Source organism: Ensifer sp. BR816 (assembly GCF_000378985.1).
Lineage (GTDB): Bacteria > Pseudomonadota > Alphaproteobacteria > Rhizobiales > Rhizobiaceae > Sinorhizobium.
On record NZ_KB905370.1, the window covers coordinates 3,980,459 to 4,005,944 of the forward strand.

Genomic DNA, 25,486 nt, shown 5'->3' on the forward strand with positions numbered 1-25,486 from the left:
GCCCTCTCCCCGCCTGGGGGGAGAAGGCGGCCGGCAGGCCGGATGAGGGGCGCCGCCTGCCTCGCATCGCCCGCCGTCTCCTCAAGGATAGCAGTAGGAATCCGAAGAGCAGTCGCCGCCCTCAAGCCTAACCTGATGCGGGAGATGACCCTTCGGCCAGTCGACGAAAAACGTCTCGTCGAAGGCAATGCCGCCATTGTCGCCCACGTCGAGCTTCACCATCCAGCCGTCGATGCCGTCCGGATAGAATTGCGGATCGATGGCGCCGTAGAGCGAGTTGGTGAAATAGACGCGCTTGCCGTCGCGGCTGATTTCCACCATCTGCGGTCCGCCGTTCAAGCGCCCATTCGATGCCTTCGGATGGGTCGCGCGTGCGACGATGCCGCCGATCCGCACCCGTCCTGTCTCCTTCGGCGCGAGCGGATCGGAAACGTCGTACTGGATCATGTCGCCGGTGCCCCAGCAGGAGACATAGAGGAAGCGATCGTCCATCGAGAGATCGATGTCGGTCACCAATGGTGCGACCGCATTGAAGCCCTTGAGCACCGGTGGCAGGAGGTCGGGATCGGCTGGCTCCGCCGGGATTTCGATCACTTTCTTCACCGCCCACCGGTTGTCTTCGCGATACCAGGTCCATATCGATGCGGAGAGATTCTTGAGGCTGATGACGCAGCCGACAAAGCCATAGGCCTTGGTCGGATCATGGGCCGGGCGCAATTCGAAGACGAGTTGGTGCTCTTCGCCGAAATCGATCTCCTGCAGATGCTTGCGCGTATGCAGGTCCCAGAAATGCAGCCTGCGGCCATATTGCGAGCCGAGCAGCACTTCCGGAACGAGCCCGTTCTCGAAGGTGTCGGGGGTCCCCCATTCGCTGGTGATCATCGTGTCGTGGCCGAGATGCCACCAGAAGTCATAGGCCAGCTTCTGCGGCCCGCGATCCATCTCCCACTGGCCGAGCACGTCGAAACTATCGTGGTCGAGCAGGAAGATGCCGCCCGGCGCCTTGCCGTCACGGTCGGCCAGAGCATTGACATAGATGCCTTCCGGCCCGCAATGGATCGTGTGCAGCCGCGAATAGTTGGCCCGTTCGGCGACTTCCTCGGGCTCGATGACGCGGACGATCTCGGGCTTCCGCGGATCGGGTTTCGTGTCGATGATATGCAGCCGCGATGACCTCAAGCCCGGAACGACCAGATACCGGCGCTCGACATGTGGATGCGGCGCATTCGGACACAGGCAGGAGGAGCAGGCATTCCAGCCGAAATGGTGAAGCTCGTCGCCGACATTCGGCATGTCCACCTGCCCGACGATCTGAGAATAGCTCGACGACGCCGGATCGACGTCGACGACGGCGATTGCGTCCGGCCGCTGCCGGTCCGGGTCGAAGGCCGCCACATAGGCAAGCGTCTCTTTCGGCGCCTTTGCCGCCATGCGCGGGGATGGATAGAAGGAAGGATCGGGTCGCCACGTCGCCATTTCGTTTCTCCCCCAGGGAAGACAATGCGTGGATCCAGATGCAAGCGTTAATGGATGCGGCAGAAAGGCGTCGGAAATGCGGCGTCTTTGCCTTATTTAAGGGAACGGCGGCCAAGGTAACGGAGACAGATGGGCGAATTCGAATTCGACGCGGAGCTCTGGCTCTATCCGGGCAAGGGCGGCTGGCATTTCGTCACGCTGCCGGCACATGTTGCCGAGCAAATCAAGTTCCTGGCTGCGCCGAGAGCGCGCGGCTGGCGCAGTGAGGCTGTTAAAGTGCGGACGGGAGAGACGGAGTGGATGACGTCGATCTTCCCGGACAAGGCCGCGGGTTCATTTCTCCTGCCGGTGAAGTCAGAGGTTCGGCAAAAAGAGAATTTGGCCGCCGGCCAGACGATCCGGGTCAAGCTGTCGCTGGACGGCGGCTAAGTTTCTATCCGAAGCTTCATCCGGTCGGCGGCAAAGCGCGTCCGCGCATATTCGACCGGCCGGCCATCGAGATCGGCGTTGACAGAGCGAGCCTCAAGCACGATCGCCCCGGGTGAAAGCTGGAGCAGTGCCAGTTCCTCCGCATCGGCATGTCGCGCGACGATCTCCGTCGAGGCGCGAATATAGTCGTTCAGGCCCTGCGCGGCGAAGGCCTTGGTGACGGAACCAAGACGCCCATACTCCTCGGCCATCCGCGGAAAACGATCCGCAGGAAAATAACTGACCGACACCGAGAGCGGCCGGCCGTCGCCGCTGCTGACGGTGTTGAGCTCGATAAGCGCCGCGCCGGCGGAAAGGCCAAGCGCCGCGGCAATCTCGCCGCTCGCCGGCACTCGACCGTGAGCGAGGAGCCGCGTGCCGATTTCCTTGACCTGCCGGCCAAGCCCTTGAGAAAAGCGGGTGCGGCGAGAGATCGGATAGGTGACCCGCTCCTTGCGTTCGATCAGCGTGCCGCGCCCCTGCACGGCGCGCACCAGCCCTTCGTCGGCAAGCGCCGCGAGCGCGCTGCGCACCGTATGGCGGTTGACGCCGAACTCCTGTGCCAGCGCCGTCTCCGGCGGCACCATGCCGGTCGCGTCGTAATCGCCATTGCTGATTGCCAGCCGTATGCGGTCGGCGATCTGCCGCCAGAGCGCCACGCCGGTCTGCCGCTCCACCATCTTTCTCACTGCCATTTTTGCCACCGTCACAAGCCTGTCATATCCGACCGCTAGGGAATGGTATAAGATGTATAGTTGTCTAGATCAATAGACATTTAGGTGAAGCGAATGGATGCGAAACAGAGACTTGAAGCCCCACCGGCGATCGATCGCAAGGAAGGCATGCGACTTCTGGCGCGCGCCACGCTCGCGGAGCTTGCCGCCGCCTGGGAGGCGATTGCCGACAAGCCGGACGTGGCGCCGGTCCGCGGTCCGGAGACGGGACTCGTCATGGTGCGCGGCCGCATCGGCGGCGGCGGCGATCCCTTCAATCTCGGCGAGGCGACAGTGTCGCGTGCCACCGTCCGGCTCTCGACCGGCGAGGTGGGTCACGGGCAGATGCTCGGCACCGACAAGGAGCGCGCACGCTACGCGGCGGTCTTCGACGCCCTCTTCCAGAACGCTGCGCACCGTCCGGCGATCGAAGCGCTGCACCGGCTGATCGCCGCCCGCCTCGAGGCTGAGGACCGACAGAAGGCCGAGGAGACGGCGGCGACCCGCGTCGATTTCTTCACCATGGTCCGGGGAGAGGATTGATGAGCGCGCAAACGCAAATCTACGCCGGCGCCTTCGCCGACCCGGTCTTCGCGGCGCAATCCGTGTTCCGCACGTTGATGGACTGCTTCGCTCGGCCGGGCACGATCGGCCGCCTTTCGGCTTCGGCTTCACCGCCCTCGCCGCTTGGCAACGCCAGCGGCGCGGTGGCGCTGACGCTCTGCGACCACGACACCCCGGTCTGGCTCTCGCCGGCGCTCGCCAAGTCCGCCGTGCCGCAATGGATCGCCTTCCACACGGGCGCATGCGTGACAGAAGCCAAGGACGAGGCGCGTTTCGCCTTCGTTGAGAAGGGGGCCGCGGTGCCGGGCTTCGATCAGTTCGCCCTCGGCACCCAGGAATATCCCGACCGCTCGACGACGCTGGTCGTCGAGGTCGAGGGACTGACCGGCGGTCAGCCGCTTGTCGCCCGCGGGCCGGGCATCAAGACGGAGACCGTTGTCGCCCCGATCGGCCTGCCGGACGTCTTTCTCGACTTCTGGGTGGCCAACCGGGCGGTCTTTCCGCGCGGCATCGACCTGGTGCTGACGGCGGGCGACGCGGTTCTCTGCCTGCCGCGCACGACGAAGCTCTCGGCGAAGGAGTTCTGATCCATGTATGTTGCCGTGAAAGGCGGGGAAGCCGCCATTGCCAACGCCCACCGCCTGCTAGCCGACCGCCGCCGCGGCGACCGCTCGCTGCCCGCGATCACCATTGAGCAAGTGGTCGAACAGCTCGGCCTTGCCGTCGATCGCGTCATGGCCGAAGCCTCGCTCTACGACCGTTCGCTCGCGGCGCTCGCCGTGCGCCAGGCGCGCGGCGACATGATCGAGGCGATCTTCATCCTGCGCGCCTACCGCACCACGCTCCCCCGCTTCGGCTATTCCGAGCCGGTCGACACCGCCGGCATGCTGGTCGAGCGGCGCGTCTCCGCCACCTACAAGGACCTGCCCGGCGGCCAGCTTCTCGGCCCCACTTTCGACTATACCCACCGCCTGCTCGATCCGTCGCTCATCGGCGACGAGCCAGTCGCGGCGCCAGCCGTGAAGGAACCGGGCGAACAGGTCATGCGCGTCTCGGACATTCTCGACGGCGAAGGCCTGATCGAAGGCGACGGCCAGATGCCCGATGGCCATGTGGCGGGCGACCTGACGCGTGAGCCGATGGAATTCCCGATGCCGCGCGATCTGCGCCTGCAGGCGCTCGCCCGCGGCGACGAAGGCTTTCTCTTGGCGCTCGCCTATTCCACCCAACGCGGCTATGGCCGCACCCATCCCTTCGTCGGCGAGGTGCGGATCGGCGAAGTGGAGGTTGAGCTCGATCTGCCTGAGTTGGGCTTCGCCGTCTCGCTAGGCACCATCCGCGTCACCGAATGCCAGATGGTCAACCAGTTCAAGGGCTCGGCGAAGCAGCCGCCGCAGTTCACCCGCGGCTATGGTCTCGTCTTCGGCCAGAGCGAGCGCAAGGCCATGTCCATGTCGCTCGTCGACCGGGCGCTCCGAACCGACGAGTTCAGCGAGGACATCGTCGCCCCCGCGCAGGACCAGGAATTCGTCATCTCGCATGCCGACAACGTCCAGGCGACCGGCTTCGTCGAGCACCTAAAACTGCCGCACTATGTCGACTTCCAGGCCGAACTCGACCTGGTGCGGCGCATGCGCCACGACAGCTTGCGGCAATCGATGGCACGTTGAAAAGGGGTAAGGCCGAATGATCGGGTTTGCATCCAGTCTTAGCGGTTCAGTCGCCGCCGCCATCCCCACCGCCGCAATCGCCACCGTCACCGGCATAGACGACACCGGCGTCACCGCCGCCGTCGTTCTTGCGCGCCTTGCTGTCCGGTTCGCGCCTCGGCCGGCGGGCAATGCCGAACAGGCCGGCGACCGCGGAACACACCACGAAGATTCCAACCACCCAGACGAAAATCTCGCTCAAATCCTGGCCCCATCAGCGGTCGACACACTCAAGGGTAATTGGCGATGAACAACCTTGCCACCTATAATTTCGCCTATCTCGACGAGCAGACAAAGCGGATGATCCGCCGGGCGATCCTGAAGGCAATCGCCATTCCCGGCTACCAGGTGCCCTTTGCCTCGCGGGAAATGCCGATGCCCTATGGCTGGGGCACCGGCGGCGTCCAGGTCACCGCCTCGATCCTCGGCCCCGATGACGTGCTGAAGGTCATCGACCAGGGCGCCGACGATACGACCAACGCCGTCTCGATCCGCGCCTTCTTCCAGAAGGTCGCCAATGTCGCGGTCACCACCAAGACGGCGGAGGCGACGATCATCCAGACGCGCCACCGCATTCCCGAGGAACCGCTGAATGCGGGCCAGACGCTCGTCTGCCAGGTACCAATCCCGGAACCGTTGCGCTTCCTGGAGCCACGCGAGACCGAGACGCGCAAGATGCACGCGCTGGAAGAATACGGCCTCATGCATGTGAAGCTCTACGAGGACATCGCTCGCAACGGCCACATCGCCACCACCTATGCCTATCCGGTCAAGGTCGAGGGACGCTACGTCATGGACCCGTCGCCGACGCCGAAATTCGACAATCCGAAGATGCACATGTCGGAAGCGCTGCAGCTCTTCGGCGCCGGCCGCGAGAAGCGCATCTATGCGGTGCCGCCTTATACGGAAGTCGCCAGCCTCGATTTCGAGGACCACCCCTTCGAGATCCAGAAATTCGACAAGCCTTGCGCGCTCTGCGGTGCCGAAAATGTCTATCTCGACGAGGTCGTGCTCGACGACAAGGGCGGACGGATGTTCGTCTGCTCCGACACCGACCATTGCGAGGATCGGCAAGCGAATGGCCACGTCGGCGCCATGCTCGCTCAGCCTCATCGCGAACGCAAGGAGCCCGCAGAATGAGTGCCGTGCCGCTTCTCAAAGTCAAGGACGTCTCGAAGTTCTACGGAAGCCGCATCGGCTGCCGCAACGTCTCCTTCGAGCTCTATCCCGGCGAAGTGCTCGCCGTCGTCGGCGAATCCGGCTCCGGCAAGACGACGCTTCTGTCCTGCCTGTCGACCCGGCTGATGCCGAGCTCTGGCATCATCGAATACCACATGCGCGACGGACAATACCGCGATCTGGCCCATATGGGCGAGGCCGAGCGGCGCTTTCTGATGCGCACCGACTGGGGCTTCGTCCACCAGAACCCGGCCGATGGGCTCAGGATGACAGTGTCGGCCGGCGCCAATGTCGGCGAGCGACTGATGGCGGTTGGCGACCGGCACTACGGCAATATCCGCGCGAGCGCCAACGACTGGCTGAGGCGCGTCGAGATCGGCGAGGACCGGATCGACGACCAGCCGCGCGCTTTCTCCGGCGGCATGCGCCAGCGCCTGCAGATCGCCCGCAACCTCGTCACCTCGCCGCGCCTCGTCTTCATGGACGAGCCGACCGGCGGTCTCGACGTCTCGGTGCAGGCGCGCCTCCTCGATCTGGTGCGCGGCCTCGTCCACGACCTAGGGCTGGCGGCGATCATCGTCACCCACGACCTCGCCGTCGCCCGGCTTCTGTCGCACCGGATGATGGTGATGAAGGACGGAGCCGTCATCGAGCAGGGGCTGACCGACCGGGTGCTCGACGACCCGCGCGAGCCATATACGCAGCTCCTCGTTTCCTCGATTTTGCAGGTGTGACGCATGATCCCGAAAAGTGGTTTCCGGTTTTCGGACAAGATCATGCGCAAAGGAAAGTAGGACACATGGGAACCCCTCTCGTCGTTTCAGAAGTCGCCAAGAGCTTCACCATGCACTTGCGTGACGGCGTCCGCCTGCCGGTCGCCGCGAATGTCTCCTTCGCGGTGAAGGCCGGCGAATGCGTCGTGCTCGGCGGCCCTTCCGGGGTCGGCAAGAGCTCGATCCTCAAGATGCTCTACGGCAATTACGGCGTCGACGAAGGCCAGATCCTGATGGAGCACGACGGCCGGCTCGTGAACCTCGCGAGTGCAGAGCCACGCACCGTGCTCGAAGTGCGCCGCACCACGCTCGGCTATGTCAGCCAGTTCCTGCGCGTCGTGCCGCGCGTCTCCGCCCTCGATATCGTCGCCGAACCTTTGCAGGCGCGCGGGGTTGCGGCCGCCGAGGCGAGGGAGCGCGCGGCGGACCTGCTTTCGAAGCTCAACCTGCCAAAGGAACTCTGGGTCTTGCCGCCCGCCACCTTCTCCGGCGGTGAGCAGCAGCGCGTCAACATCGCCCGCGGCTTCATCACCGATCACAAGATCCTGCTGCTCGACGAACCGACCGCCTCGCTCGATGCGAAGAACCGCGCAGTCGTCGTCGAGATGATCGCCGAGAAGAAGGCGCAAGGCACGGCACTGATCGGCATCTTCCACGACGCCGAAGTCCGCGATGCCGTCGCCGACCGCATCATCGACGTCTCCGAATTCTCGCCGAGGAAGCACGCCGCATGAGCCAGAAGCTTGGTCTCGAACCCTTCATCCATCCGACCGCCAGCGTCACCAATTCGAGGCTCGGACGCTACACGGAAATTCAGGAACGCTCGCGTCTCGACGAGGTCGAGTTCGGCGACTATTCCTACATCATGCAGGACGGCTCGATCTGGTGCGCGACGATCGGCAAATTCGTCAACATCGCCGCCGCCGTGCGCATCAATGCCACCAACCACCCGACCTGGCGGGCGACGCTGCACCATTTCACCTACCGCGCGCCGATGTATTGGGATGATGCGGAGCCCGACCACGACCTCTTCGCCTGGCGCCGGCAAAACCGGGCGACGATCGGCCATGACATCTGGATTGGCCATGGCGCGACGATCCTGCCCGGGGTCACGGTCGGCAACGGCGCCGTAATCGGCGCCGGCGCGGTCGTGTCGAAGGATGTCGCACCCTACACAATCGTCGGCGGCGTCCCCGCAAAGCTGATCCGCCAGCGCTTCACCGCCGAGATCGGCGAGGCGATGGACCGGCTCGGCTGGTGGGACTGGGACCACGCCAAGCTGCGCCGGGCGCTGGATGATTTTCGCGAGCTGACGGCGGATGAGTTTCTGGTGCGGTACGGGTGACGGCAGGCGGCGCGCCTCAATCGCCGCAGAAAGACCCCTCCCCAACCCCTCCCCACAGGTGGGAGGGCTTACCTGCGGCACGCTCCGCATACACCCCCGAGCCGTGGTGACTTGCGGCGGAGCTGAGTGAGGAAACCAGGTGACGTCAACATCCTACACGCTTCTCTTAGAGAATTTGCAGAACCTTCAGCACGCTGCATTTGTTCGAAATGGCGCCCGGTTCAACCACTCGCCATTTCCAACCGTCGCGTCGAGGACAGCGGTTGCATGGTGCGGAGACGTTGCCGCACGGTAAGCCCCTCCCACCTGTGGGGAGGGGTTGGGGAGAGGTCTTTTTCAAGCCTCCTTCGCCACCTTCAGAAACTCACCGGCCACCCGCGCCACCAGCGCCAGCGAGATCGCGCCGGCGTCCGGGTGGCCGATGCTCTTCTCCGCCAGCGGCCGCGCCCGGCCGAGCTTTGGCGTCAGGCTGGATGTTGCCTCGGCGGCGTCCTGCGCTGCCTTCGCCGCCGCCTTCCAGGCCTCGACGAGCGGCTTGCCAGCGACGGCCTCTCTTTCCAGCGTCTCGACGAACGGTACCAGCGCATCGACAAGCGTCTTGTCGCCGACGCGAGCACGACCGAGCCGGGTGACGCCATCGAGCGCCAGCCGCGCCCCCTTGACGACCGCCGCTTTGCCGATCGTCTCGTCATCGCTGAAGGCATTGCTCCAGGACCTGAGCGCCAGCCCCCAGATCGCGCCGGAGGTGCCGCCGGCGCGGTCCGCCCAGGCGTCGCCCGCCGCGGCCAGCACGCTCGCTGCCCCGGCACCTGCAGCAACCGCCGTCTTCGCGGCCCCGACCGCGGCGGCGGAGCCGCGGCGCATGCCCTGGCCATGGTCGCCGTCGCCGGCAATGGCATCGATGCGGCCGAGTTCTTCCTCCGTCTCCTTCAGCGCGGCGGCAATGCTGCCGATCAGCCGGGCGATGCATTTGCCGCTTTCCCCCGATGCTTCCGACGCAGCTGCGAATGTCTGCGGGCCGTCGGCATCGACGATTTCATCCGTGGCGGGTTCCGCAGCGATGATCGTGCCCTTGCGCAGCACCGGCGCATCGGCGGGCGCGCGCCACAGCGCTTCCAGCTCCTCGTCGAGCCAGAGAAGCGTCAGCGAGCAGCCCTGCATGTCGAGGCTGGTGACGAATTCGCCGCATTCGGGATCGACTACCTCGAGGCCTGCGCCTGCCAGTTCCTTGGCGATCGCCGTCCAGAGCACGAAAAGCTCCTCATACTTGGTCGAGCCGAGGCCGTTCAGCACCGCGGCGACCTTGCTGGTGCCGGCCGGGCGCTCGGCAAGCAGCTTGCCGGCAAAAAGCTTCGCGAGATCGCTCGCCGTGGAAATCTTCTCCTCGCTGATGCCCGGTTCGCCGTGGATGCCGAGGCCAAGCGCCATCTGTCCTTTCGGAACGGTGAAGAGCGGCCCGGCCGCGCCCGGCAGGGTGCAGCCGCCGAAGGCGACGCCGAAAGACACGGTGCGGTCATTGGCAAGCCGCGCCAGCCGCTCCACCTCGTCGAGCGATTTGCCCGCCTCGGCGGCGGCCCCGGCGATCTTGAAGACGACGAGGTCGCCAGCAATGCCGCGGCGTTTGGCGGGCGTTTCCACCGAAGCGCTTGCCACGTCGTCGGTCACCGGCACGACGCGCACGTCGATGCCTTCCGCCCGCAGCCGCTCGGCCGCAACGCCGAAGTTCAGCACGTCGCCGGCATAGTTGCCGAAGCCGAGCAGAACGCCGCCGCCCTGGTCCGCATGCCGGCAGACCCGTGCGACGGCGGCCGTCGAGGGCGAGGCGAAGACGTCACCGGCAACCGCCGCATCCGCCAGACCCGGGCCGACATAGCCGGCAAAGGCCGGATAGTGGCCGGATCCGCCACCGATGACCACGGCGACCTTGCCCTTCGGCACCTTGGTAGAGCGCACCACGCCGCCCTTCACCAGGCGGACGTTGCGGGCATAGATCGCGGCGAAACCGGCGAGCGCGGTGGTGGCAAAATCTTCCGGAGCGTCAAAGATCGTCGTCATCGCTTCAATGTCCCTGTTCGCGAGGCAGGATGCGCCTCAGATAATCGCGATTGGCGGCGCTGACCGAAAGGCCGTCACCGCCGTAGTGCTCGCAGAGGAAGGGGCTCTCAAATCCGTACGCCAGGGCCATGCGGATCGCCGCCCGGTAGTTGATGACGCCAAATTCGAGCGGGGCCGGGTGGGTGACGATGAGCCCCGATGCCGCATCCTCCGTGCGGTTGTAGTTCTTGACGTGCCAATATTTAGCAAAAGGCGCAACCTTTGCCATCATCTCCTGCCAATGCTCGACCGGGCGATGCAGGCGGATGAGGTTGCCGAGATCGGCATTGATGCCGACATTTTGAAGCCCGACGTCCTCCACAAAGCGCACCGAGCTGTCGGCCGTGCCGAGATAGGTATCCTCGTACATTTCCAGCGACACTTCGACGCCGAGCTCTTGCGCATGGCGGCCAAGCTCGCGGATCCGTGAAACCGCTGTCTTCCAGGTCGCCGCGTCGTCCGGGTTCTTCACGCCATCGACGGTCCAGAACCAGAGCACTTGTCTCTGCGCCTCGGTCAGCGGACCGAAGAAGCCGAACGAGACCGAGCCCGCGCCGACTGCCGCCGCCGTCTCGATGACCCGGTGCCCATAGGCGAGATATTCCTCGCCGCGCTCCGGATCGATCAGGCTGCGCCGCGCGGTCGAGATCGCCGGAATGGTAAGGCCGAGGGACCGGGTCAGGGCGACGAATTCTTCCAGCCGATCACGCGACAGATCGGCGAGCCGGATCCAGCTGTCGGTCGGGTCGAGCTCGGTAAAGCCGGCGTCGACCACGTCGTAGAGCGTTGCGGCCCATTCCTCGACCGACTGCTCCTGCACGGATCGACCGTCCGGCAGAATGTTCGGATACTGGATCATCGCGGCCGCGATCGGCCAGTTGTCACGGTTCCATTTGCGTGGCGCCATGGCGAGCTCCTCGATATTGGAGAGATTTGATCAGGTGTTTCGGCAGCGGCCGGATCAGGCCGCCGCGTTGCCGTCGCCATGCGGAGCGACGTCGTGCCGGCGCCGGCGCAGGCTGCCGATCAGCCAGAAGGCAAGCGGCGAGAGAAGCAGCACCAGGCCGAGCGCCATCAGGGCGGAAACGAGCCCGTTCGACCAGAAGATATTGAGGCTGCCGCCCGACATCAGCATCGATTGGCGGAAGGCATCCTCGGCCTTGTCGCCGAGCACCATGGCAAGAACCAGCGGTGCTAGCGGGTATTCGAGCTTCTTGAAGACGTAGCCGAGCAGGCCGAAACCGATCACCAGGAAGATGTCCGAGACGGAATTCGCGACCTGATAGGCGCCCGAGAAGATCACCGCGACGATGATCGGCCCAATGATCGAGAAGGGCACGCGCAGGATCGAGGCGTAGAGTGGCACCGTCGCGATCACCAGGAAGACGGCGACGACATTGCCGAGATACATCGACGCAATCAGGCCCCAGACGAAATCCGGCCGGTCGGTGAAGAGCATCGGACCGGGCGTCAGGCCCCAGATCATCAGGCCGCCCATCATCACTGCGGCGGTCGCCGAACCGGGCACACCGAGGGCCAGCATCGGCAGCAGCGCCGAGGTGCCGGCCGAATGGTCGGCGGTCTCCGGCGCCACGACGCCACGCGGATCGCCCTTGCCGAACAGGGACTTGTCGCGCGCCGAGCGGCGGGGGACGCCATAGCTCATGAAGGAGGCGGCCGTCGGGCCGGCCGGCGTGATGCCCATCCAGATGCCGATGATCGTCGAGCGGGCGATCGTCAGCCAGTAGCGCGGGATCTCGATCAGCGTGCGGCCGATCTCGGCGAGCTTGACGCGCGCCTTGATGCCTTCGAAGCGCAGGTCCTCCTCCGTCGTCAGCAGCAGTTCGCCGATGCCGAAGAGGCCCATGACGGCGATCAGGAAGCTGACGCCCTTGATGAGTTCGGGAATGTCGAAGGTCAGCCGCAGATTGCCGGAGATCGTGTCCATGCCGATCGATGCGAGCGCAAAGCCGAGCATCATCGAAACGAGCGTCTTGAAGGGCGACTGTGCACCCATCGAGATGAAGCTCGCAAAAGCGAGGAAATAGACGGCGAAATATTCGGGCGAGGAAAACCTGAGCGCGAAATTCGCCACCCAGCCGGAAAGCAGCGTGATCATCACGACGCCGGCGAGCGCCCCGAGGCCGGCTGAGACGAAGGCGAGCGTCAGCGCCCGGCTCGCCTGGCCGGCCTTGGCCATCGGATAGCCGTCGAAGGTGGTGGCGACGGAGGATGGCTCGCCGGGGATGTTGAAGAGGATCGACGTCGTCGAGCCGCCGAAAAGCGCCCCCCAATACATGCAGGACAAGAGGATGATCGCCGAGATCGGGTCCATCGAGAAGGTGAGCGGTAGGAGCAGCGACACGCCGTTCGGTGCTCCGAGCCCCGGTAGCACGCCGACGAGGATGCCGAGCGTCACGCCCACCATCATCAACAGGATGTGGTTCCAGCTCAGGATGTGGCCGAAGCCGTCGATCAGAAGACCGATATTTTCCATGTCATTCCTCCCGCAGGCAATGCATTCGCCCGGGTCAATAGATCCCGAACCAGGCCTCGACCGGTCCCTTCAGCAGCGGAACCTGGAAGCCGATTTCGAAGACGACGAAGAAGACGAGCGAGACGCCGAGCCCCGCCGGCAGGGCGATCCACCATTTGTAGCGCCCCTGGAAGAGCATCGTCGCGGCGATGTAGAGCGCCGTCCCGACATAAAGCCCCAGCCAGGCGGCAATGGCGGCGAAGGCAACGAGCGGCAGCAGGAAGGAGGAGACCACCTTGGCGCGCGCGGCATCGAGGAAGATCTCTCCGGTGCCGCGGTGCTTGAGGAACGCCTGGGCGATGTTGACCAGGCTGCCGAAGACGATGAGAAGGCCGATATAGAAGGGGAAATAGCCGGCATCCGGCCCCATCTCGGTCCAGCCGGCGCCGATATCGAGCGAGCCGTAGCAGACGGCGGCGCCAAAGGCGGCGGTGAGCGCTGCGACGCCAAGCTCGACCGCGAAGCGGGAGATCCCATTCGCACTGTTCTCACTCATGATCGTAACCTTTCCAAAGCGGTGGCGGGCGCCTGAAGCGGGATAGAAGAACATGTCCGCTCCAGCACCGAGCGCCCGCCTGAGCCTTAGTTGGCGAGCCAACCTTCGCGCTTCAGCACTTCGCTGACGGCGGCGCCGTCCACCTCGACCGCGGACTTGAGCTCGTCACCGCTCAGATAGACGGGCGACTGTGACGTGTCGGCGAGATATTTTGCCCATTCCGGCGTTTCCGAAACCTTGCGCAGCACATCCGCATAGAACTGGACGACATCCGCTTCGACGGCGCCCGGCAGCCAGACGGTGCGCGGCATGGAATAGTTGTCGATCGGAATGCCGGCTTCCTTGCAGGTCGGGATATCGCCCCAGCCCTTGTCACCGGCGACCTTTGCCTCGCTCGAAAGCTTGACGCTCTTGAAGACGCAGAGCGGCTTCACCATCCCGGCCTGCCACTGGCCGAGATTCTCGCTCGGATTGTTGACATTGGCGTCGATGTGCTCGCCGGCAAGCTGCACCGCCGCCTCGCCGCCGCTCTTGAACGGGATGTAGTTGATCTTGGCGCCGGTCGCGTCGTTGATCATCGAGGTCAGGATCTGGTCGACGTCCTTCGACTGGCTGCCGCCGATCTTCAGCCCGCCTTCCTTCGCCTTGGCGACGAAGTCCGCAGCGGTCGCATAATCGGCCTTGCCGTTGACCCAGAGGACGAATTCGTCGGATGCGAGGGCTGCGACCGGGGTCAGGTCCTCGGCCTTGTAGGGCACCTTGGCGCGAACCGGCAGCAGGTAGGCATTATTGGTACCGAAGGCGAGCTTGTGGGCGTCGCCCTTGTATCCGGCCGTGTAGACGAAGCCTTCCGCGCCGCCGGCGCTACCCTTGTTGGTGACGACCACCGGCGACATCATCAGTTCGTATTTGGCGATGATCGCCTGGATAGTGCGCGCGAAAATGTCGGTGCCGCCGCCGGGGCCGGCGGTAACGACGAATTCGACCGGACGGTTGGGCTCGAAGGCCGCGGCCGGCGCGGCCACGCCGAGCGCGGCGGCGATCATGCATGCGATAGAGACGGATTTCTTCATGTCTGGTCCTCCCGTTGAGCTGGATCCGGCGCAAGACCTCCCCCGGCGCCGGTATGTCGTGAAAGCGTGCGAATTCAGGCGGCGGCGGAGAGCCCCCGGTTTTTCTTCGCCATGCGGGCCGCAAGCAGGATCGCTTCGCGGCTGGCGCCGACATCGGCAATGCCCTTGCCGGCAATGTCATAGGCGGTGCCATGGGCCGGCGTGCAGAGCGGGAAAGGCAGGCCGCCCATCATCGTCACGCCCTTGTCGAAGCCCATCAGCTTCATGGCGATCTGGCCCTGGTCGTGATACATGGTCAGCACCGCGTTGAAGCCTTCCTTCAGCGCCCGGACGAAGACCGTGTCGGCCGGGAACGGCCCCTCGACATTGAAGCCGAGCGCCTTGGCCTTTTCGACGGCCGGTTCGATGATGTCGATCTCCTCCATGCCGAAGCTGCCGCCGTCGCCGGCATGCGGGTTCAGCCCCGCGACCGCGATCCGCGCCTCGTCATGGCCGGCGTTCCTGAGGCAGGCGCGGGTGAGCTCGAGCTCGGCGACGATCCCTTCCACGGAAAGGCTGCGCGCCACGTCCTTGAGCGGAATGTGCGAGGTCACGCGGGCGTTCCATACTTTTTCGAGAACGTTGAACTCGCGGACCTTGCCGTTGAAGGAAAGTACGTCGGCGACGAAGCGGATCTCGTCGTCATAGCCCGGATAGGCAAAGCGCATTGCCTTCTTGTTGAAGGGCGTGAAGCAGACGGCGTCGGCCTTGCCGGCATGCGCCAGTTCCAGCGCCGCGCGGAAATTACGGGTCGCGAACGCGCCGCCGGCAAGCGTCGCCTCGCCGCGCACCACATCGGCCGGATCGAGATGCTTGAGATCGACGAAGGCGTGCCGCGAGGTGCCGGCCCGGTCGAGCGTCTCGGTCGAGGCCGCTTCGAGATCGAGCGTAACGCCGGCGACCTTGGCGCCCTCGTCAAGAATGCGGCGGTCGCCGATGACAATGACATGCGCCGCTTCTCGGACATCGCCGAGCGCCAGCAACCGCGCCGTCAGTTCCGGACTGATCCCCGCCGGGTCGCCCATGGCAAGGGCGATGACAGGACGCCCACCCTTCGCTTCGGCCGCACCATTGGTCGTCATGTGAGATGTCCTCCCGTCTTCATGCCTCGGGCACTGTCATACGTCATTCAAAATTCTGCATCAAGTCTTTTGTATTCTGTATGCAGCATTTTTTTGTTGACGATGGCGAGACCTGTCTCCATGCTTGAATGAGACACCGCTGATTCAATCAGCCGGACGAGGGAACTTAAGACCGGTCACCGGTCTGAGCGCAGAATGGGAAAATGAACGAAATCACATCCTTGGAGCGGAGGCGCGAAGGCGGCCCGGGGCCGATCCGGCGCACCGCGCTGCACGACACGCTGGTCAGCCATCTTCGCGACATGATTATCGAGGGCGATCTGCCGCCCGGCACCCGCCTGCATGAGGGCCAGCTCGGCGAACAGCTCGGCGTGTCGCGAACGCCGCTTCGCGAGGCGATCAAATATCTGGCGAGCGAAGGCCTGGTCGAGCTCGTGCCGAGCCGCGGTGCCGTCGTCAAGCGCTTCAGCGCCAAGGACGTCCAGGACATGCTGACGGTGCTGCAGTCGCTCGAGGAGCTAGCCGGGCGGCTTGCCTGCGAGACCGCCAGCGACGCGGGGATCGCCGAGGTGCGGGCGCTGCACGACGAGATGGTGCGCCGCTACCAGGCCGGCGACCGGCTGCAATATTACAAACTGAACCAGCAGATCCACACCGCGATCGCCCAGCTTTCCGGCAATGCGGCGCTGGCCGACATGCACGCCGTGCTGCAGACGCGGCTGAAACGCATCCGCTTCATCGGCCACGAAGGCCCCGAAAAATGGGCCGCCGCCGTCGCCGAGCACGAAGAGATGATCGCGGCGCTCGAGGCGCGCGACAAGGCCAAGCTATCGGAGGTGCTCGGGCGGCATCTGACGAAGGCCTGGGAGCGGGTGCGGGACTCGGTGTAGGTTCCGATCCAGCGCTGCGCAGGCGGCGCCGGTTCCACGGTCAGCAGATCGGTTCCCGCCTTATGCGGCTAGTGGATGGCCAGCAGGCAGACGTAAGCGAGGACCGTGACCAGCAGGCCGCGGAAAGCGGCGATGACGAAGCGATATTTGCTGCAGGCGATGGCCGAAAGCACGTCGGCGTTGTCCACATACTGGCGAAACAGATAAGTCGAATCACCACGACCTGCGGCTTCCAGAAACTCGCCGCGGTGGGCGCGCCATGCGCCCCAGAAAAGCGTGGTGGAGACGGCGCCCTTTCTCGGTAGAACCACGAGGATCGCTGCGAGGAGCGAAAAGATCGAGGCGAGCGCCATAATGACGGAGAATATTATCGGCAGCACCTCCCCTTCCATGTAGCGCTGCCAAGTAAATACACTCCGTCCTTCTTCGGACGAGACCAGGAAGGCAAACATGAAGGTAAAGATATAGGCCGCCTTCTGATCGGACATCTTGATCTGATCGGAAAAGACGTCGTTGACCTTCTGGATGTGATCGTAATAGGCGCTCGGCGCGACCTCGCACCCATCGCCTTCACTTGGCGTTTCGAGTCTGTACAGGTTACCCCCTTGGTCCATCATTAGCCCCCTTCTTCCTGGTTTCCTCTCTATTACACCGGTGCAGTAACAAACATGCCCAAAACTGGGCGCTTGACTTTTTCGTGCCGAAAATCCACTGGATTCCGTGCAACGAGGGGCGATTGCACGGATGCGGCGAATAAGAATGGGGGCATTGCTGATCGCAATGGCGCTCTTTGCGCCATGGCCGGCGCTTGCCGAGCCGGTGGCGCGTCATCAGCCGGCGGCCGGTTCCGTCATTGCCCGCAAGTCCGGCGAGGAAGTGCGCTTCGTCGACGTCTCCAACTGGCGTTTCGTCGATCTCGCCCAGGACCTGGTTCCGGGCGACGTGCTGCGCACCAACGCGACCGGCTCACTCGCCGTGCTCTTCCGGGACCACACGCAGATCCGCCTCGGACGCAACACCGCCTTGCGCGTCAAGCAGATCGGCGGAGGCGACACTAACCTCGAGTTGCAATCCGGTTCGATCTGGGCGCGCGCCGAGCGAGGCGGCGAGGGCCTGGTGATCGACACGCCCGCCGCCGCCGCCGCAATCCGCGGCACCGACTGGACGATGACCGTCGGCGGCGACGGCAAGACGTCGCTGACCGTGCTTGAAGGCGTCGTCGAACTTAGCAACGCCCACGGCAGCGTCACGGTGAAACAGGGCGAGGGTGCCGTCGCCGCGATCGGCAAGGCTCCGAGCAAGATCGTCATCGTCACGCCCAAGGACCGCGAGCAGATGCTTTTCCATCTGTCGCTGCGTGACGCCTTCGTGTGGATGCCGCCGTCGCCCCTCAGGGTTCCCGACATGCGGCGCGCGCGGGGACGGATCGAGGCCCAACCGGGAGCCTCGCGCTCCGCCGAAGACTGGCTGATGCTTGCAGAAATCTACCTGACGTTGGACGGCCGTCAAAAGGCGCAGGCAGCGCTTGATCAGGCCCAGCGGCGGGGTCTCAATCGCTCGCAGGCGGCCCGCGTAACCCTCATCGAGGCGCTTATCGCCGGCTCCGAGAATCGCTTCGCCGACGCCGCGAAACTGTTTGAGCAGGCCGCGCGCGAGCTGGATGTCAAGCGCCGCTCCATCGCCGCCTATGGCGGATACTTTGCCCGTGCGCTCGCCGATCCTGATCGCGTCGAAAATCCCCCTCGGCAGACGGCCGGCGCTTACGGCGCACTGGCAGGAGCCTTAACGGCGGGCTTTCGCACAGACATCCGGACTGCCATCGATACGATCAAGAAAGCGGAGCGGCAGTATCCCGACGATCCGAGCCTTCCGGCCTTCCGCGCGCAGTTCGCCATGCTGCTCGACGATCGCGATGAGATGCGCGAGGGCATCGAAAGGGCCCTGGCGATCGATCCCGACGATCCAACCGCACTTGAGGCACGCGCTCATTACCGCTCCGACATTGAAAACGATCTTGATGGCGCGCTGGCCGATCTTCAGCGCGCCTTGGAAACAGCGCCGGGATCTCCAACGATCTGGAACGCGATCGGGCTAGTTCAGGGGGAACGCGGCGACAACCGCGCGGCCGAGAAGGCGTTCAAGAAAGCTATCGAACTCGATCCCACAGATCCGAATTATCGCAATAGCCTCGCCCTGCAATACCTAGGCGAGGGGAGGCTTACCGAAGCCAAGCGCGAGATCGACGCTGCGCTCGCCAACGATCCCTCGTTCGATTTCGTGCTGGGGGCGCGAGGTCTGTACCACTTGCAAAACGGTGACGCTGACAAGGCAATCGACGACCTGCTCGCCGCCTCGACCGCCAATCCAGGCGATGCCGGTGCGCAGCTCCTGCTCGCCGGTGCACACTACGAGAAAGGTGACCGAGTCCCCGCTGCCCAGGCGCTCGACAATGCCGACAGGCTCGATCCGAACCAACCTGCCACATCAGCAATTCGCACCGCCATCGCAATTGACGCCTATGACGCAGATGCGGCCATCCGCAATGCCCGGGAATTCATGCGGCGCAACCGCGTAAAGGGCGGCGACACGGCGGCGCTCGGCGCCAACCAGTCGGCCGGCTCGACGCTCAACGACGCCTTCCGCCTGCAGGGCCTCGACGCCTGGGGGCAATATTACGGCGACGCCGTGTTCGACCCCTTCACCGCCGCCGGTTATATCGATCAGGCTGTCCACGGCAGCGTCAACCCTCTGTTCAACAATTATGATTTCGACAGCAATCCGATTGTTAATTCGAGCAATTCGTCCGCTTTCTCAGCATTTTTCCAGGGACTTCTGCTCGAACCGCACATGCTCGCGAGCCGCGACCGAGCGGCCAACTTAGTCCAGTACCCCTTCTTCGAGGCGGAACTCGGGGGAGGTGTGATAGCTAACGATGACCACGCTGGATGGACGGGAGAGGCTGGCGTCCGCGGTCTGACTCTGACTCCCTTTCCGGTCAGCATCAATGGAAACGTTATATGGGAGGAACCACGCGACGCCGTAGGGCAAGGGCTGGGCGTGACAATTGAACGAGAATCCCGTTTGCTTGGCGCGAACGGCTATATTACAGCCACACCCGCTCCCGACGATCGAGTCGTCGCCTATGCGCGATATTCCTCCTTTGACGATAGTCGAGATCAGTTCGACATTCCCCTCCCGCCGGCTCCCATCGATAGTCTCAACGACGACAGTTCATCCCAGTTGATCTCAGGTATCGCCTGGAGTCACACGTTCGGCTATCGCAACATTGCCAACGCGGCTTTTTTCTACGCTGACAGCGAAGTTGTCGAAGGGGAAAGGGCGGTATTTTCAGACTTTCCCTTCCCGGACCTGCTCACCGTTCGCACCGAAGAGCGGAGAAAAAACTATATCGGTGCAATCAGTCATCTCGTCGGCGACGGTGACCTGACTTGGCGCTACGGCATCGAAGCAGGCGCCGCCGAGTCGGCAAGCAAGTTTGATTTTATTGATCGGGTAACCCCCGGCGGACCGATTTCCATATCTTCAGCTTCCACCCAGACTGTGGCAAAGACCTACGTGGATGGCCTTTACGAGATCACGCCGGACCTCAAGGTTGAGGGGGCGCTCTTTGCTCGCTACATCGAGGATGTCAACGATAACAATATCCGGCTCGAGCCGAAACTCGGCGTCGCTTGGGCTCCCCTCGATGGCCATTGGCTGAGGGCGGCGGTGCAACGCGAGGGTTATAATTTCGATATCGCTTCCCTGGCCCCCGTTGGCATCGTCGGCCTTCAGCCGAACCAATTCCTGATCGGTGCCGAGGGTTATGCCGACACGCTCGCGCTTCGCTGGGACGCCGAATGGAACGACTGGATTTTTACAGCTATCGACTACCAGCATCAAGAAATCCACGACGGCTCGATCGAACTCCCGTTGTCGACGGAGGAGTATGAATTCGACAAGGCCAGAGCCGACCGCGTTGCTCTGACCGCCAACTTGGCACTTGGCCATGGCTTCGGCATCTCGGCGACTGTCGCCCACACTTGGAGCAGGGACTTTTCGCCCGCGAGCATGAATCCGTCAGGTGAACTTCCATACCTCCCGGAGAATTCCGGCCAGGTCGCGTTGACTTGGGTTAACGAGGCAAACATACGGACAACGGTCGCCGCCAACTATGTGGGTGCTCGATCGGAGGGCGCCACAACGCTCGACGACTTCTGGACGCTCGACGCCGCCCTGCAATGGGAGCCCTTCGACAAACGCTTCGAGGTCGAGCTCGCCGGTTTCAACCTGCTTGACGAGGAATTCGAGCTGCGCGACGGCCTGCCGGGCTGGGGGCCCACCTTCAAGGGCACCGTCAAAGTGCGGTTCTGATGCAGAACCCTCCCCTCGTCCCCGCCCGTCAAGGCGCTCTTGCGGTAATCGATCGAATCCGGCAGTTGCCGCGGCGAGCGAAGCTTGCCGCCTTGACCCTTTTCGTCGCGGCCGTCGTCTCGCTCGCCTCGCTGACCGGGGGCTGGTCGCTCGCCGACCTCAGGGCTTACGACTATCTCTCGATCGTCGGGCGTCCGGAGCTTCCCGAGGACGGACCAATCATCGTGGCGATCGACGAGCCGTCGATGGCCGAGATCGGCAGCCAGTGGCCTTGGCCGCGCGCCCTGCACGCCCGGCTGATCGAGGCGTTGAGAAAGGCCGGCGCGCGGGCAATGGCCCTTGACGTGATCTTCGCCGAACCGGCCGCCGAGCCAGAAAACGACAGGGCACTGGCCGACGTACTTGGGCCGGACGTTGTGCTTGCCGGCGACCAGACGCTGATCGAGACGCCGCAGGCCGACCAGTTCGTCCGCACCGAGCCCCTGCCCCTCTTCATCGAAAGAGGCGCGAAAGTCGGCATCGCCTCGGTCAATCTCAGCGGCGACGGCACCTTGCGGCAGATCCCCTCCTATCCGGACGGCTTCGCCATGACGCTCGCCACCGTCGCCGGAGCAGATCCGGAGCCGCCGCAAAAGCGCAGCTTGATCCAGACCTTCGGTCCGGCCCGCACCTATCCGACCGTTTCCTACTACCAGGCGCTCGATCCGGAGAACTTCCTGCCGGAGGGCACCTTCCGCGATCGCGTCGTCATCGTCGGTCTGAGCCTGCAGAACGCGCCGTCGATTGCCGATGGCGGTGCCGATGCTTTCGCCACATCCGATACGGTCCATTCGCGCAGCCTCGTCGCCGGCGCAGAGGTCCAGGCGACCATCTATGACAATCTCGTCCACGGGCTCGCGATCCAGAGAGCGGGTGCGTCGATTTCCATAGCGGCGATCCTTCTTTCAGCGCTGGCGGCAGCACTCGCAGTCTTCAAATCGACCAACTGGCGCACGCTCGGCTATGGCGCCTTCGCGCTTGCGCTGATCCTGCTTGCAAGCTACGGCCTGTTGCGCTTCGGCCATCTGTTCGTCTCGCCGCTCGGCCCGGGCCTTGCCTTCCTCGGCGTTGCGGTCGGCCAGACGGGCATCGACTATGCGGAGGAGCGTCGTCGCCGCCGCGAGATCATGCGAGCCTTCTCGCAATACCTCTCGCCGGCGCTCGTCGAACGGCTGGCGAAAGATCCGTCGCAACTGAAGCTCGGCGGCGAAAGGCGCACGCTGTCTGTGCTTTTCTGCGACGTCCGCGGATTCACGACGATTGCGGAAGACATGAAGGACGACCCGGAGGGGCTAACGACGCTGGTCAATCGGCTGCTGACGCCGCTTTCCGAGGCGGTGCTGAACCAGGGCGGCACGATCGACAAATATATCGGCGATTGCCTGATGGCCTTCTGGAACGCGCCGCTCGACGATCCCGATCATGCCCTTCATGCGGTCACAGCGGCGCGCGACATGCTCGTCGCCCTCGCCCGCATCAATGACGAGCTCCGCGCCGAGGCCGAGGCGGCAGGACGCCAACCGAAGGCGCTTCGCATCGGTATCGGCATCAATACCGGCGAATGCGTGGTCGGCAACATGGGCTCGGCCCGGCGCTTCGACTATTCGGCGCTCGGAGACGCCGTCAACCTCGCCTCGCGCCTCGAAGGCGCGTCGAAGGACTACGGCATCCCGCTGCTGCTTGGCGAACGGACGGCCGCGCTCGTCGCCGGCAAGTTCCCCGTCATCGAGATCGACCGGATCACGGTCAAGGGGCGGAGCACGGTTTCCCCGGTCTTCACGCTGGCCGAAGGGGCTACCGAAGCCGCCCTTTCCCAACACCACGCCTATGTCGACGCAAAATACCGCGACGCCGTCGGCATCGACGAGGCCCAGCTCGACGCGCTCACGTCGACGCTGCCCTCGCTCGCGCAATACTACGAGCGTGAGCGCAAGCGGCTGGCGGCAATGAAACGAAATCGCGCGACGAACAAAGCGCCCTGAACGGCACGGATGGCCACTCGGCCGAAAGGGACCGTAATCTCTGGCATCGTCTTTAAACGATGCCATCTCCCAAATATTACACGGTGTTCATCAACGCTAAGCGCTTGCCCCGATCCGCGTCGGAAGACAAGCCCCAGGACTCGACATTTCCCAATATTTCCGGAGGACGTTACAGGTCCGTCTCCGGGATTTTGACAGAACTTTGTCTGCAGATGTCGAGGAAACTTTATTTATTGTTAATGTGACTTGCCGCGCCTGCAGGCCTATTCCTTTCCTTGAGGCTGAATACTGCCGGCGACCAACTGATCGCGACGCGACGGTATGAGACAGCCCCGACCGGAAGCACGCAGCTTCCTTAAGTTCAAGGAGACGCAAACATGCGCTCGCTCATCAACACTTCCGCAATCGCCGCCCTCGTTTTGTCGCTCGCCGCAGGCGGCGCCCTGGCCGCTGAAACGCACGAGCTTAATAGCAATTCGCCCGGCCCCGAGAACGGCGACTACTACCAAGGAATATTCGGCAACGACTATGTGGCCCCTCCCGCCCCCGACGCCCGGCCGATGACCTCCGCCGTCGTCGTTGAACAGCCACGGCTTGCCACCATCCTCCACGAGCTTCGCGCCGCCAACCATCGCATGGATGCGGAGCGCTCTTCGGGCAAGCTCAGTACCGTTGCCTTCGACAGGCTGCGGCGCGAGGAGGGAAACATCCGCGCCGACGCAACCCGGGTAGCGGCGATGCATAACGGCAGAATACCGGGCGCGTCCTATGCGCAATTGCAGAGGGACGTCCGCCGGCTCGACTGGAATATTGCCCGGTCTGCTTGAACCCCCGACACCGCTCTGTTCCTGCCTTCCATCGCCGGGCCGCTTCTCAGGAAGCGGCCCGGCGTCTTTTCGGCAATCTCAAGCGCCCAGCCGCCGGATGTTACCTGCAAGTTCCGTGGCAAGCCGCAGGGCCGCAGCGGTCGCGCCGACGATCTGCGGCAGCAGCAGCCATTCGAGCGTCCAGGCGGAACCGGAACGCTCCTGCTCATGCACCACCGCCTGGTGGATGCCGGAGATCTGCGTGGCATTGAAGCGCGCCAGCGTCACCAGCACCTCGGCGGCAACCGGGTTCTGCTTGTGCGCCATGGAGGAGGACGAACCGCCTCCGGCCAGCACGATCTCGTCGCCCGCCTGTGCCATCAGCACGACATCCTGGCCGAACTTGCCAAGGCTGCCGGTCACCAGCGAAAGCAGATGGGCAAAATCGGCGATCGCCGCGCGCTGGCTGTGCCATTGCGGGCAGTCGATCAGCGCCAGTTCCTCCGCCAGCGTTGCGCGGATCGCGTCGGCCTTGTCCTCGAGCTTGTCGAGCGTGCCAGCCGCGCCGCCGAATTGCACGGCGAACAGGTCGATGTCCATGGCGTCGAGTCGATCCTGATGGTCGAGCAGCGGCTCGATCCAGGTCCGCATTCGATCCACCACGGTGATCGGAATGGCCGCCTGCATGCGGGTGCGGGCCAACAGCGGACGCTCGCCCCATTGCCGGGCGCCTTCTTCCAGCACGCCGACGATTTCGCCGAGGCGGCCGGAAAAAAGCTCGCCGATCGCCTTCAGGCGCAGCATCAGGCTGGTGTCGATAACATCCTGGCTGGTGGCGCCGTAGTGCACATAGTCCGCTGCCTCTTGCCCGACCGCCCGCCGCAATTGGCGGACCAGTTCCGGCACGGCGACGCCGTCGATAGCCATTCCGCGCCGCAAGGCCGCGACATCCGGGGAGAAGGCGCGGCACGCCTCGGTGATCCGGTCGGCGGCCGCAGGCGGGATCACGCCGTGCTGCGCTTCGGCCCGCGCCAGTGCCGCCTCGAAGGCCAGCATGGCACGGATCTCCGCGGCGGCGGAAAACTCCGCCGCGACCGCTTCGTCGCCAAGCAGACCGGACAGATACGGATGATCAAAGGCCGAATAGGTCATTGCACGCCTCCAGGATCTGGCCTCCCCCGGGGAACGGGGGCGCCGACAAGCACGCGGCAACGCGGATGGGTCGCCAATGATCATATGTCCAGGAAGACCGTCTCCTTCTCCCCCTGGAGATGAATGTCGAAAACATAATTAGGCGCCTGGCCGCCGGCGACAAGCGTCTCGGCCCGATGGCGATGCTCGATCCGCTGAAGCAGCGGATCCTCGGCATTCGCCGTCCCCTCGTCCGGGAAGTAGAGGCGCGTGTGGAGACCGATATTGATGCCGCGCGCCACGACCCAGACGCTGATATGTGGCGCCATCAGCCGTCCGTCCTTGAACGGGATGCGACCTGGCTTGATGGTCTCGAAAGCGAAGGTGCCGTCCTCGGCGCTCGTCGGGCAGCGGCCCCAGCCGGTGAAATTCGGGTCGGCGGCGCCGCGCATCTCCGAGGGCGAATTGTAGAGACCCGTCGCATCCGCCTGCCAGATTTCAATGACCGCGTCCTTGAGCGGCGCGCCCGCCCCGTCGATCACCCGACCGGTCACGGTGATGCGTTCCCCGAGCGTCTCGTCATTGACCATTGACGATCCGAGGTCGCGTTCGTAGACGCCGGCAATGCCGCCGAAATTCGGCGTCAGCCCGATGTGGACATAAGGCCCGGCCGTCTGCGAGGCGGTTTCCTTGAGGTAGCCCAGATCCTGAACCATC

24 protein-coding genes are annotated in these 25,486 nt (G+C 64.3%); 12 read left to right on the forward strand and 12 right to left on the reverse strand.

The genetic code is table 11. The annotated features are described in order from the left end of the window. Positions 1-81 precede the first annotated feature (81 nt). Positions 82-1,476: a selenium-binding family protein gene (locus tag RHIBR816_RS0119125; RefSeq protein ID WP_018238194.1), complete on the reverse strand. Its 1,395-nt coding sequence runs from the start codon at positions 1,474-1,476 to the stop codon at positions 82-84. A gap of 129 nt (positions 1,477-1,605) precedes the next feature. Between RHIBR816_RS0119125 and RHIBR816_RS0119130 the strand changes: the two genes are divergently transcribed. After that, positions 1,606-1,905 (forward strand): DUF1905 domain-containing protein, encoded by a 300-nt coding sequence (locus RHIBR816_RS0119130; RefSeq protein ID WP_018238195.1) that lies wholly within the window; start codon positions 1,606-1,608, stop codon positions 1,903-1,905. Here the strand turns inward: RHIBR816_RS0119130 and phnF are convergent. After that, the gene (gene phnF, locus RHIBR816_RS0119135) at positions 1,902-2,639 is read right to left on the reverse strand and encodes a phosphonate metabolism transcriptional regulator PhnF (RefSeq protein WP_026187191.1); all 738 of its coding nucleotides are present in this window, start codon (positions 2,637-2,639) and stop codon (positions 1,902-1,904) included. The genes RHIBR816_RS0119130 and phnF overlap by 4 nt on opposite strands. A gap of 93 nt (positions 2,640-2,732) precedes the next feature. Between phnF and phnG the strand changes: the two genes are divergently transcribed. The 3 genes from phnG to RHIBR816_RS0119150 are packed head-to-tail and all read left to right on the forward strand — an operon-like array spanning position 2,733 to position 4,891. After that, entirely contained in the window at positions 2,733-3,200 is a 468-nt protein-coding gene (gene phnG, locus RHIBR816_RS0119140; protein WP_018238197.1) for a phosphonate C-P lyase system protein PhnG, read from the forward strand. Continuing rightward, positions 3,200-3,808 carry a phosphonate C-P lyase system protein PhnH gene (gene phnH / locus RHIBR816_RS0119145; protein WP_018238198.1) on the forward strand — a complete coding sequence of 203 codons (609 nt, stop codon included), beginning with the start codon at positions 3,200-3,202 and terminating at the stop codon, positions 3,806-3,808. Before phnG ends, phnH begins: the two co-directional genes overlap by 1 nt. A 3-nt stretch (positions 3,809-3,811) precedes the next feature. Continuing rightward, positions 3,812-4,891, forward strand: coding sequence for a carbon-phosphorus lyase complex subunit PhnI (locus RHIBR816_RS0119150; protein ID WP_018238199.1), 1,080 nt, complete (start codon positions 3,812-3,814; stop codon positions 4,889-4,891). 46 nt (positions 4,892-4,937) lie between these two features. Here RHIBR816_RS0119150 and RHIBR816_RS0119155 read toward each other — a convergent pair whose 3' ends face one another. Beyond that, positions 4,938-5,132 carry a hypothetical protein gene (locus RHIBR816_RS0119155; RefSeq protein WP_018238200.1) on the reverse strand — a complete coding sequence of 65 codons (195 nt, stop codon included), beginning with the start codon at positions 5,130-5,132 and terminating at the stop codon, positions 4,938-4,940. A gap of 44 nt (positions 5,133-5,176) precedes the next feature. Here RHIBR816_RS0119155 and RHIBR816_RS0119160 point away from each other — a divergent pair, with 44 nt between their 5' ends. The 4 genes from RHIBR816_RS0119160 (at position 5,177) to RHIBR816_RS0119175 (ending at position 8,227) form a co-directional block, all read left to right on the forward strand. Next, positions 5,177-6,070: an alpha-D-ribose 1-methylphosphonate 5-phosphate C-P-lyase PhnJ gene (locus RHIBR816_RS0119160; protein ID WP_018238201.1), complete on the forward strand. Its 894-nt coding sequence runs from the start codon at positions 5,177-5,179 to the stop codon at positions 6,068-6,070. After that, positions 6,067-6,843 (forward strand): phosphonate C-P lyase system protein PhnK, encoded by a 777-nt coding sequence (gene phnK / locus RHIBR816_RS0119165; protein ID WP_018238202.1) that lies wholly within the window; start codon positions 6,067-6,069, stop codon positions 6,841-6,843. The genes RHIBR816_RS0119160 and phnK overlap by 4 nt, the downstream gene beginning before the upstream one ends. A gap of 65 nt (positions 6,844-6,908) precedes the next feature. Further along, entirely contained in the window at positions 6,909-7,616 is a 708-nt protein-coding gene (phnL, locus tag RHIBR816_RS0119170) for a phosphonate C-P lyase system protein PhnL (RefSeq protein ID WP_018238203.1), read from the forward strand. Then, positions 7,613-8,227, forward strand: coding sequence for an acetyltransferase (locus RHIBR816_RS0119175; protein WP_018238204.1), 615 nt, complete (start codon positions 7,613-7,615; stop codon positions 8,225-8,227). The genes phnL and RHIBR816_RS0119175 overlap by 4 nt, the downstream gene beginning before the upstream one ends. Positions 8,228-8,563: 336 nt before the next feature. On the opposite strand, the gene RHIBR816_RS0119180 is transcribed toward RHIBR816_RS0119175, so the two are convergent. The 6 genes from RHIBR816_RS0119180 to RHIBR816_RS0119205 all read right to left on the reverse strand — a co-directional run bounded on the left by RHIBR816_RS0119180 (position 8,564) and on the right by RHIBR816_RS0119205 (position 15,547). Beyond that, entirely contained in the window at positions 8,564-10,282 is a 1,719-nt protein-coding gene (locus tag RHIBR816_RS0119180; RefSeq protein WP_018238205.1) for a dihydroxyacetone kinase family protein, read from the reverse strand. Positions 10,283-10,286: 4 nt separating this feature from the next. Further along, positions 10,287-11,228: a sugar phosphate isomerase/epimerase gene (locus RHIBR816_RS0119185; protein WP_018238206.1), complete on the reverse strand. Its 942-nt coding sequence runs from the start codon at positions 11,226-11,228 to the stop codon at positions 10,287-10,289. A gap of 54 nt (positions 11,229-11,282) precedes the next feature. Next, positions 11,283-12,818: a tripartite tricarboxylate transporter permease gene (locus tag RHIBR816_RS0119190; RefSeq protein WP_018238207.1), complete on the reverse strand. Its 1,536-nt coding sequence runs from the start codon at positions 12,816-12,818 to the stop codon at positions 11,283-11,285. Between the two features lie 34 nt (positions 12,819-12,852). Next, entirely contained in the window at positions 12,853-13,353 is a 501-nt protein-coding gene (locus RHIBR816_RS0119195; protein ID WP_026187192.1) for a tripartite tricarboxylate transporter TctB family protein, read from the reverse strand. A gap of 86 nt (positions 13,354-13,439) precedes the next feature. Further along, the gene (locus RHIBR816_RS0119200) at positions 13,440-14,426 is read right to left on the reverse strand and encodes a tripartite tricarboxylate transporter substrate binding protein (RefSeq protein ID WP_026187193.1); all 987 of its coding nucleotides are present in this window, start codon (positions 14,424-14,426) and stop codon (positions 13,440-13,442) included. Between the two features lie 74 nt (positions 14,427-14,500). Then, entirely contained in the window at positions 14,501-15,547 is a 1,047-nt protein-coding gene (locus RHIBR816_RS0119205; protein ID WP_018238210.1) for a 4-hydroxythreonine-4-phosphate dehydrogenase PdxA, read from the reverse strand. Between the two features lie 203 nt (positions 15,548-15,750). Between RHIBR816_RS0119205 and RHIBR816_RS0119210 the strand changes: the two genes are divergently transcribed. Further along, on the forward strand, positions 15,751-16,437 hold the full coding sequence (locus RHIBR816_RS0119210; RefSeq protein WP_018238211.1) for a GntR family transcriptional regulator: 687 nt from the start codon (positions 15,751-15,753) through the stop codon (positions 16,435-16,437). 68 nt (positions 16,438-16,505) lie between these two features. On the opposite strand, the gene RHIBR816_RS0119215 is transcribed toward RHIBR816_RS0119210, so the two are convergent. Continuing rightward, positions 16,506-17,051, reverse strand: coding sequence for a Pycsar system effector family protein (locus tag RHIBR816_RS0119215; RefSeq protein WP_026187194.1), 546 nt, complete (start codon positions 17,049-17,051; stop codon positions 16,506-16,508). Positions 17,052-17,181: 130 nt separating this feature from the next. On the opposite strand from RHIBR816_RS0119215, the gene RHIBR816_RS0119220 reads away from it, so the two are divergent. From RHIBR816_RS0119220 to RHIBR816_RS0119230, 3 genes are all read left to right on the forward strand, one after another. Beyond that, positions 17,182-20,811, forward strand: coding sequence for a FecR domain-containing protein (locus RHIBR816_RS0119220; RefSeq protein WP_026187195.1), 3,630 nt, complete (start codon positions 17,182-17,184; stop codon positions 20,809-20,811). Beyond that, on the forward strand, positions 20,811-22,832 hold the full coding sequence (locus RHIBR816_RS34415; RefSeq protein WP_052522699.1) for a CHASE2 domain-containing protein: 2,022 nt from the start codon (positions 20,811-20,813) through the stop codon (positions 22,830-22,832). The genes RHIBR816_RS0119220 and RHIBR816_RS34415 overlap by 1 nt, the downstream gene beginning before the upstream one ends. Positions 22,833-23,209: 377 nt before the next feature. Further along, positions 23,210-23,659 (forward strand): hypothetical protein, encoded by a 450-nt coding sequence (locus tag RHIBR816_RS0119230; RefSeq protein ID WP_018238215.1) that lies wholly within the window; start codon positions 23,210-23,212, stop codon positions 23,657-23,659. Positions 23,660-23,737: 78 nt separating this feature from the next. Here the strand turns inward: RHIBR816_RS0119230 and RHIBR816_RS0119235 are convergent, their stop codons facing one another. Together RHIBR816_RS0119235 and pcaG are read right to left on the reverse strand one after the other, a co-directional pair. Continuing rightward, a complete protein-coding gene (locus tag RHIBR816_RS0119235) occupies positions 23,738-24,790 on the reverse strand; it encodes a 3-carboxy-cis,cis-muconate cycloisomerase (protein ID WP_018238216.1) in 1,053 nt (350 codons plus the stop codon). Between the two features lie 80 nt (positions 24,791-24,870). Then, positions 24,871-25,485 (reverse strand): protocatechuate 3,4-dioxygenase subunit alpha, encoded by a 615-nt coding sequence (gene pcaG / locus RHIBR816_RS0119240; RefSeq protein ID WP_018238217.1) that lies wholly within the window; start codon positions 25,483-25,485, stop codon positions 24,871-24,873. Between the last annotated feature and the right edge of the window lies 1 nt (position 25,486).

Bases quoted from the DNA above. Each gene is read 5' to 3' on its own strand.
- RHIBR816_RS0119125 (WP_018238194.1), bottom strand. From the start codon at position 1,476: ATGGCGACGTGGCGACCCGATCCTTCCTTCTATCCATCCCCGCGCATG.
- RHIBR816_RS0119130 (WP_018238195.1), top strand. From the start codon at position 1,606: ATGGGCGAATTCGAATTCGACGCGGAGCTCTGGCTCTATCCGGGCAAG.
- phnF (WP_026187191.1), bottom strand. From the start codon at position 2,639: ATGGCAGTGAGAAAGATGGTGGAGCGGCAGACCGGCGTGGCGCTCTGG.
- phnG (WP_018238197.1), top strand. From the start codon at position 2,733: ATGGATGCGAAACAGAGACTTGAAGCCCCACCGGCGATCGATCGCAAG.
- phnH (WP_018238198.1), top strand. From the start codon at position 3,200: ATGAGCGCGCAAACGCAAATCTACGCCGGCGCCTTCGCCGACCCGGTC.
- RHIBR816_RS0119150 (WP_018238199.1), top strand. From the start codon at position 3,812: ATGTATGTTGCCGTGAAAGGCGGGGAAGCCGCCATTGCCAACGCCCAC.
- RHIBR816_RS0119160 (WP_018238201.1), top strand. From the start codon at position 5,177: ATGAACAACCTTGCCACCTATAATTTCGCCTATCTCGACGAGCAGACA.
- phnK (WP_018238202.1), top strand. From the start codon at position 6,067: ATGAGTGCCGTGCCGCTTCTCAAAGTCAAGGACGTCTCGAAGTTCTAC.
- phnL (WP_018238203.1), top strand. From the start codon at position 6,909: ATGGGAACCCCTCTCGTCGTTTCAGAAGTCGCCAAGAGCTTCACCATG.
- RHIBR816_RS0119175 (WP_018238204.1), top strand. From the start codon at position 7,613: ATGAGCCAGAAGCTTGGTCTCGAACCCTTCATCCATCCGACCGCCAGC.
- RHIBR816_RS0119180 (WP_018238205.1), bottom strand. From the start codon at position 10,282: ATGACGACGATCTTTGACGCTCCGGAAGATTTTGCCACCACCGCGCTC.
- RHIBR816_RS0119185 (WP_018238206.1), bottom strand. From the start codon at position 11,228: ATGGCGCCACGCAAATGGAACCGTGACAACTGGCCGATCGCGGCCGCG.
- RHIBR816_RS0119190 (WP_018238207.1), bottom strand. From the start codon at position 12,818: ATGGAAAATATCGGTCTTCTGATCGACGGCTTCGGCCACATCCTGAGC.
- RHIBR816_RS0119195 (WP_026187192.1), bottom strand. From the start codon at position 13,353: ATGAGTGAGAACAGTGCGAATGGGATCTCCCGCTTCGCGGTCGAGCTT.
- RHIBR816_RS0119200 (WP_026187193.1), bottom strand. From the start codon at position 14,426: ATGAAGAAATCCGTCTCTATCGCATGCATGATCGCCGCCGCGCTCGGC.
- RHIBR816_RS0119205 (WP_018238210.1), bottom strand. From the start codon at position 15,547: ATGACGACCAATGGTGCGGCCGAAGCGAAGGGTGGGCGTCCTGTCATC.
- RHIBR816_RS0119210 (WP_018238211.1), top strand. From the start codon at position 15,751: ATGAACGAAATCACATCCTTGGAGCGGAGGCGCGAAGGCGGCCCGGGG.
- RHIBR816_RS0119215 (WP_026187194.1), bottom strand. From the start codon at position 17,051: ATGGACCAAGGGGGTAACCTGTACAGACTCGAAACGCCAAGTGAAGGC.
- RHIBR816_RS0119220 (WP_026187195.1), top strand. From the start codon at position 17,182: ATGCGGCGAATAAGAATGGGGGCATTGCTGATCGCAATGGCGCTCTTT.
- RHIBR816_RS34415 (WP_052522699.1), top strand. From the start codon at position 20,811: ATGCAGAACCCTCCCCTCGTCCCCGCCCGTCAAGGCGCTCTTGCGGTA.
- RHIBR816_RS0119230 (WP_018238215.1), top strand. From the start codon at position 23,210: ATGCGCTCGCTCATCAACACTTCCGCAATCGCCGCCCTCGTTTTGTCG.
- RHIBR816_RS0119235 (WP_018238216.1), bottom strand. From the start codon at position 24,790: ATGACCTATTCGGCCTTTGATCATCCGTATCTGTCCGGTCTGCTTGGC.
- pcaG (WP_018238217.1), bottom strand. From the start codon at position 25,485: ATGGTTCAGGATCTGGGCTACCTCAAGGAAACCGCCTCGCAGACGGCC.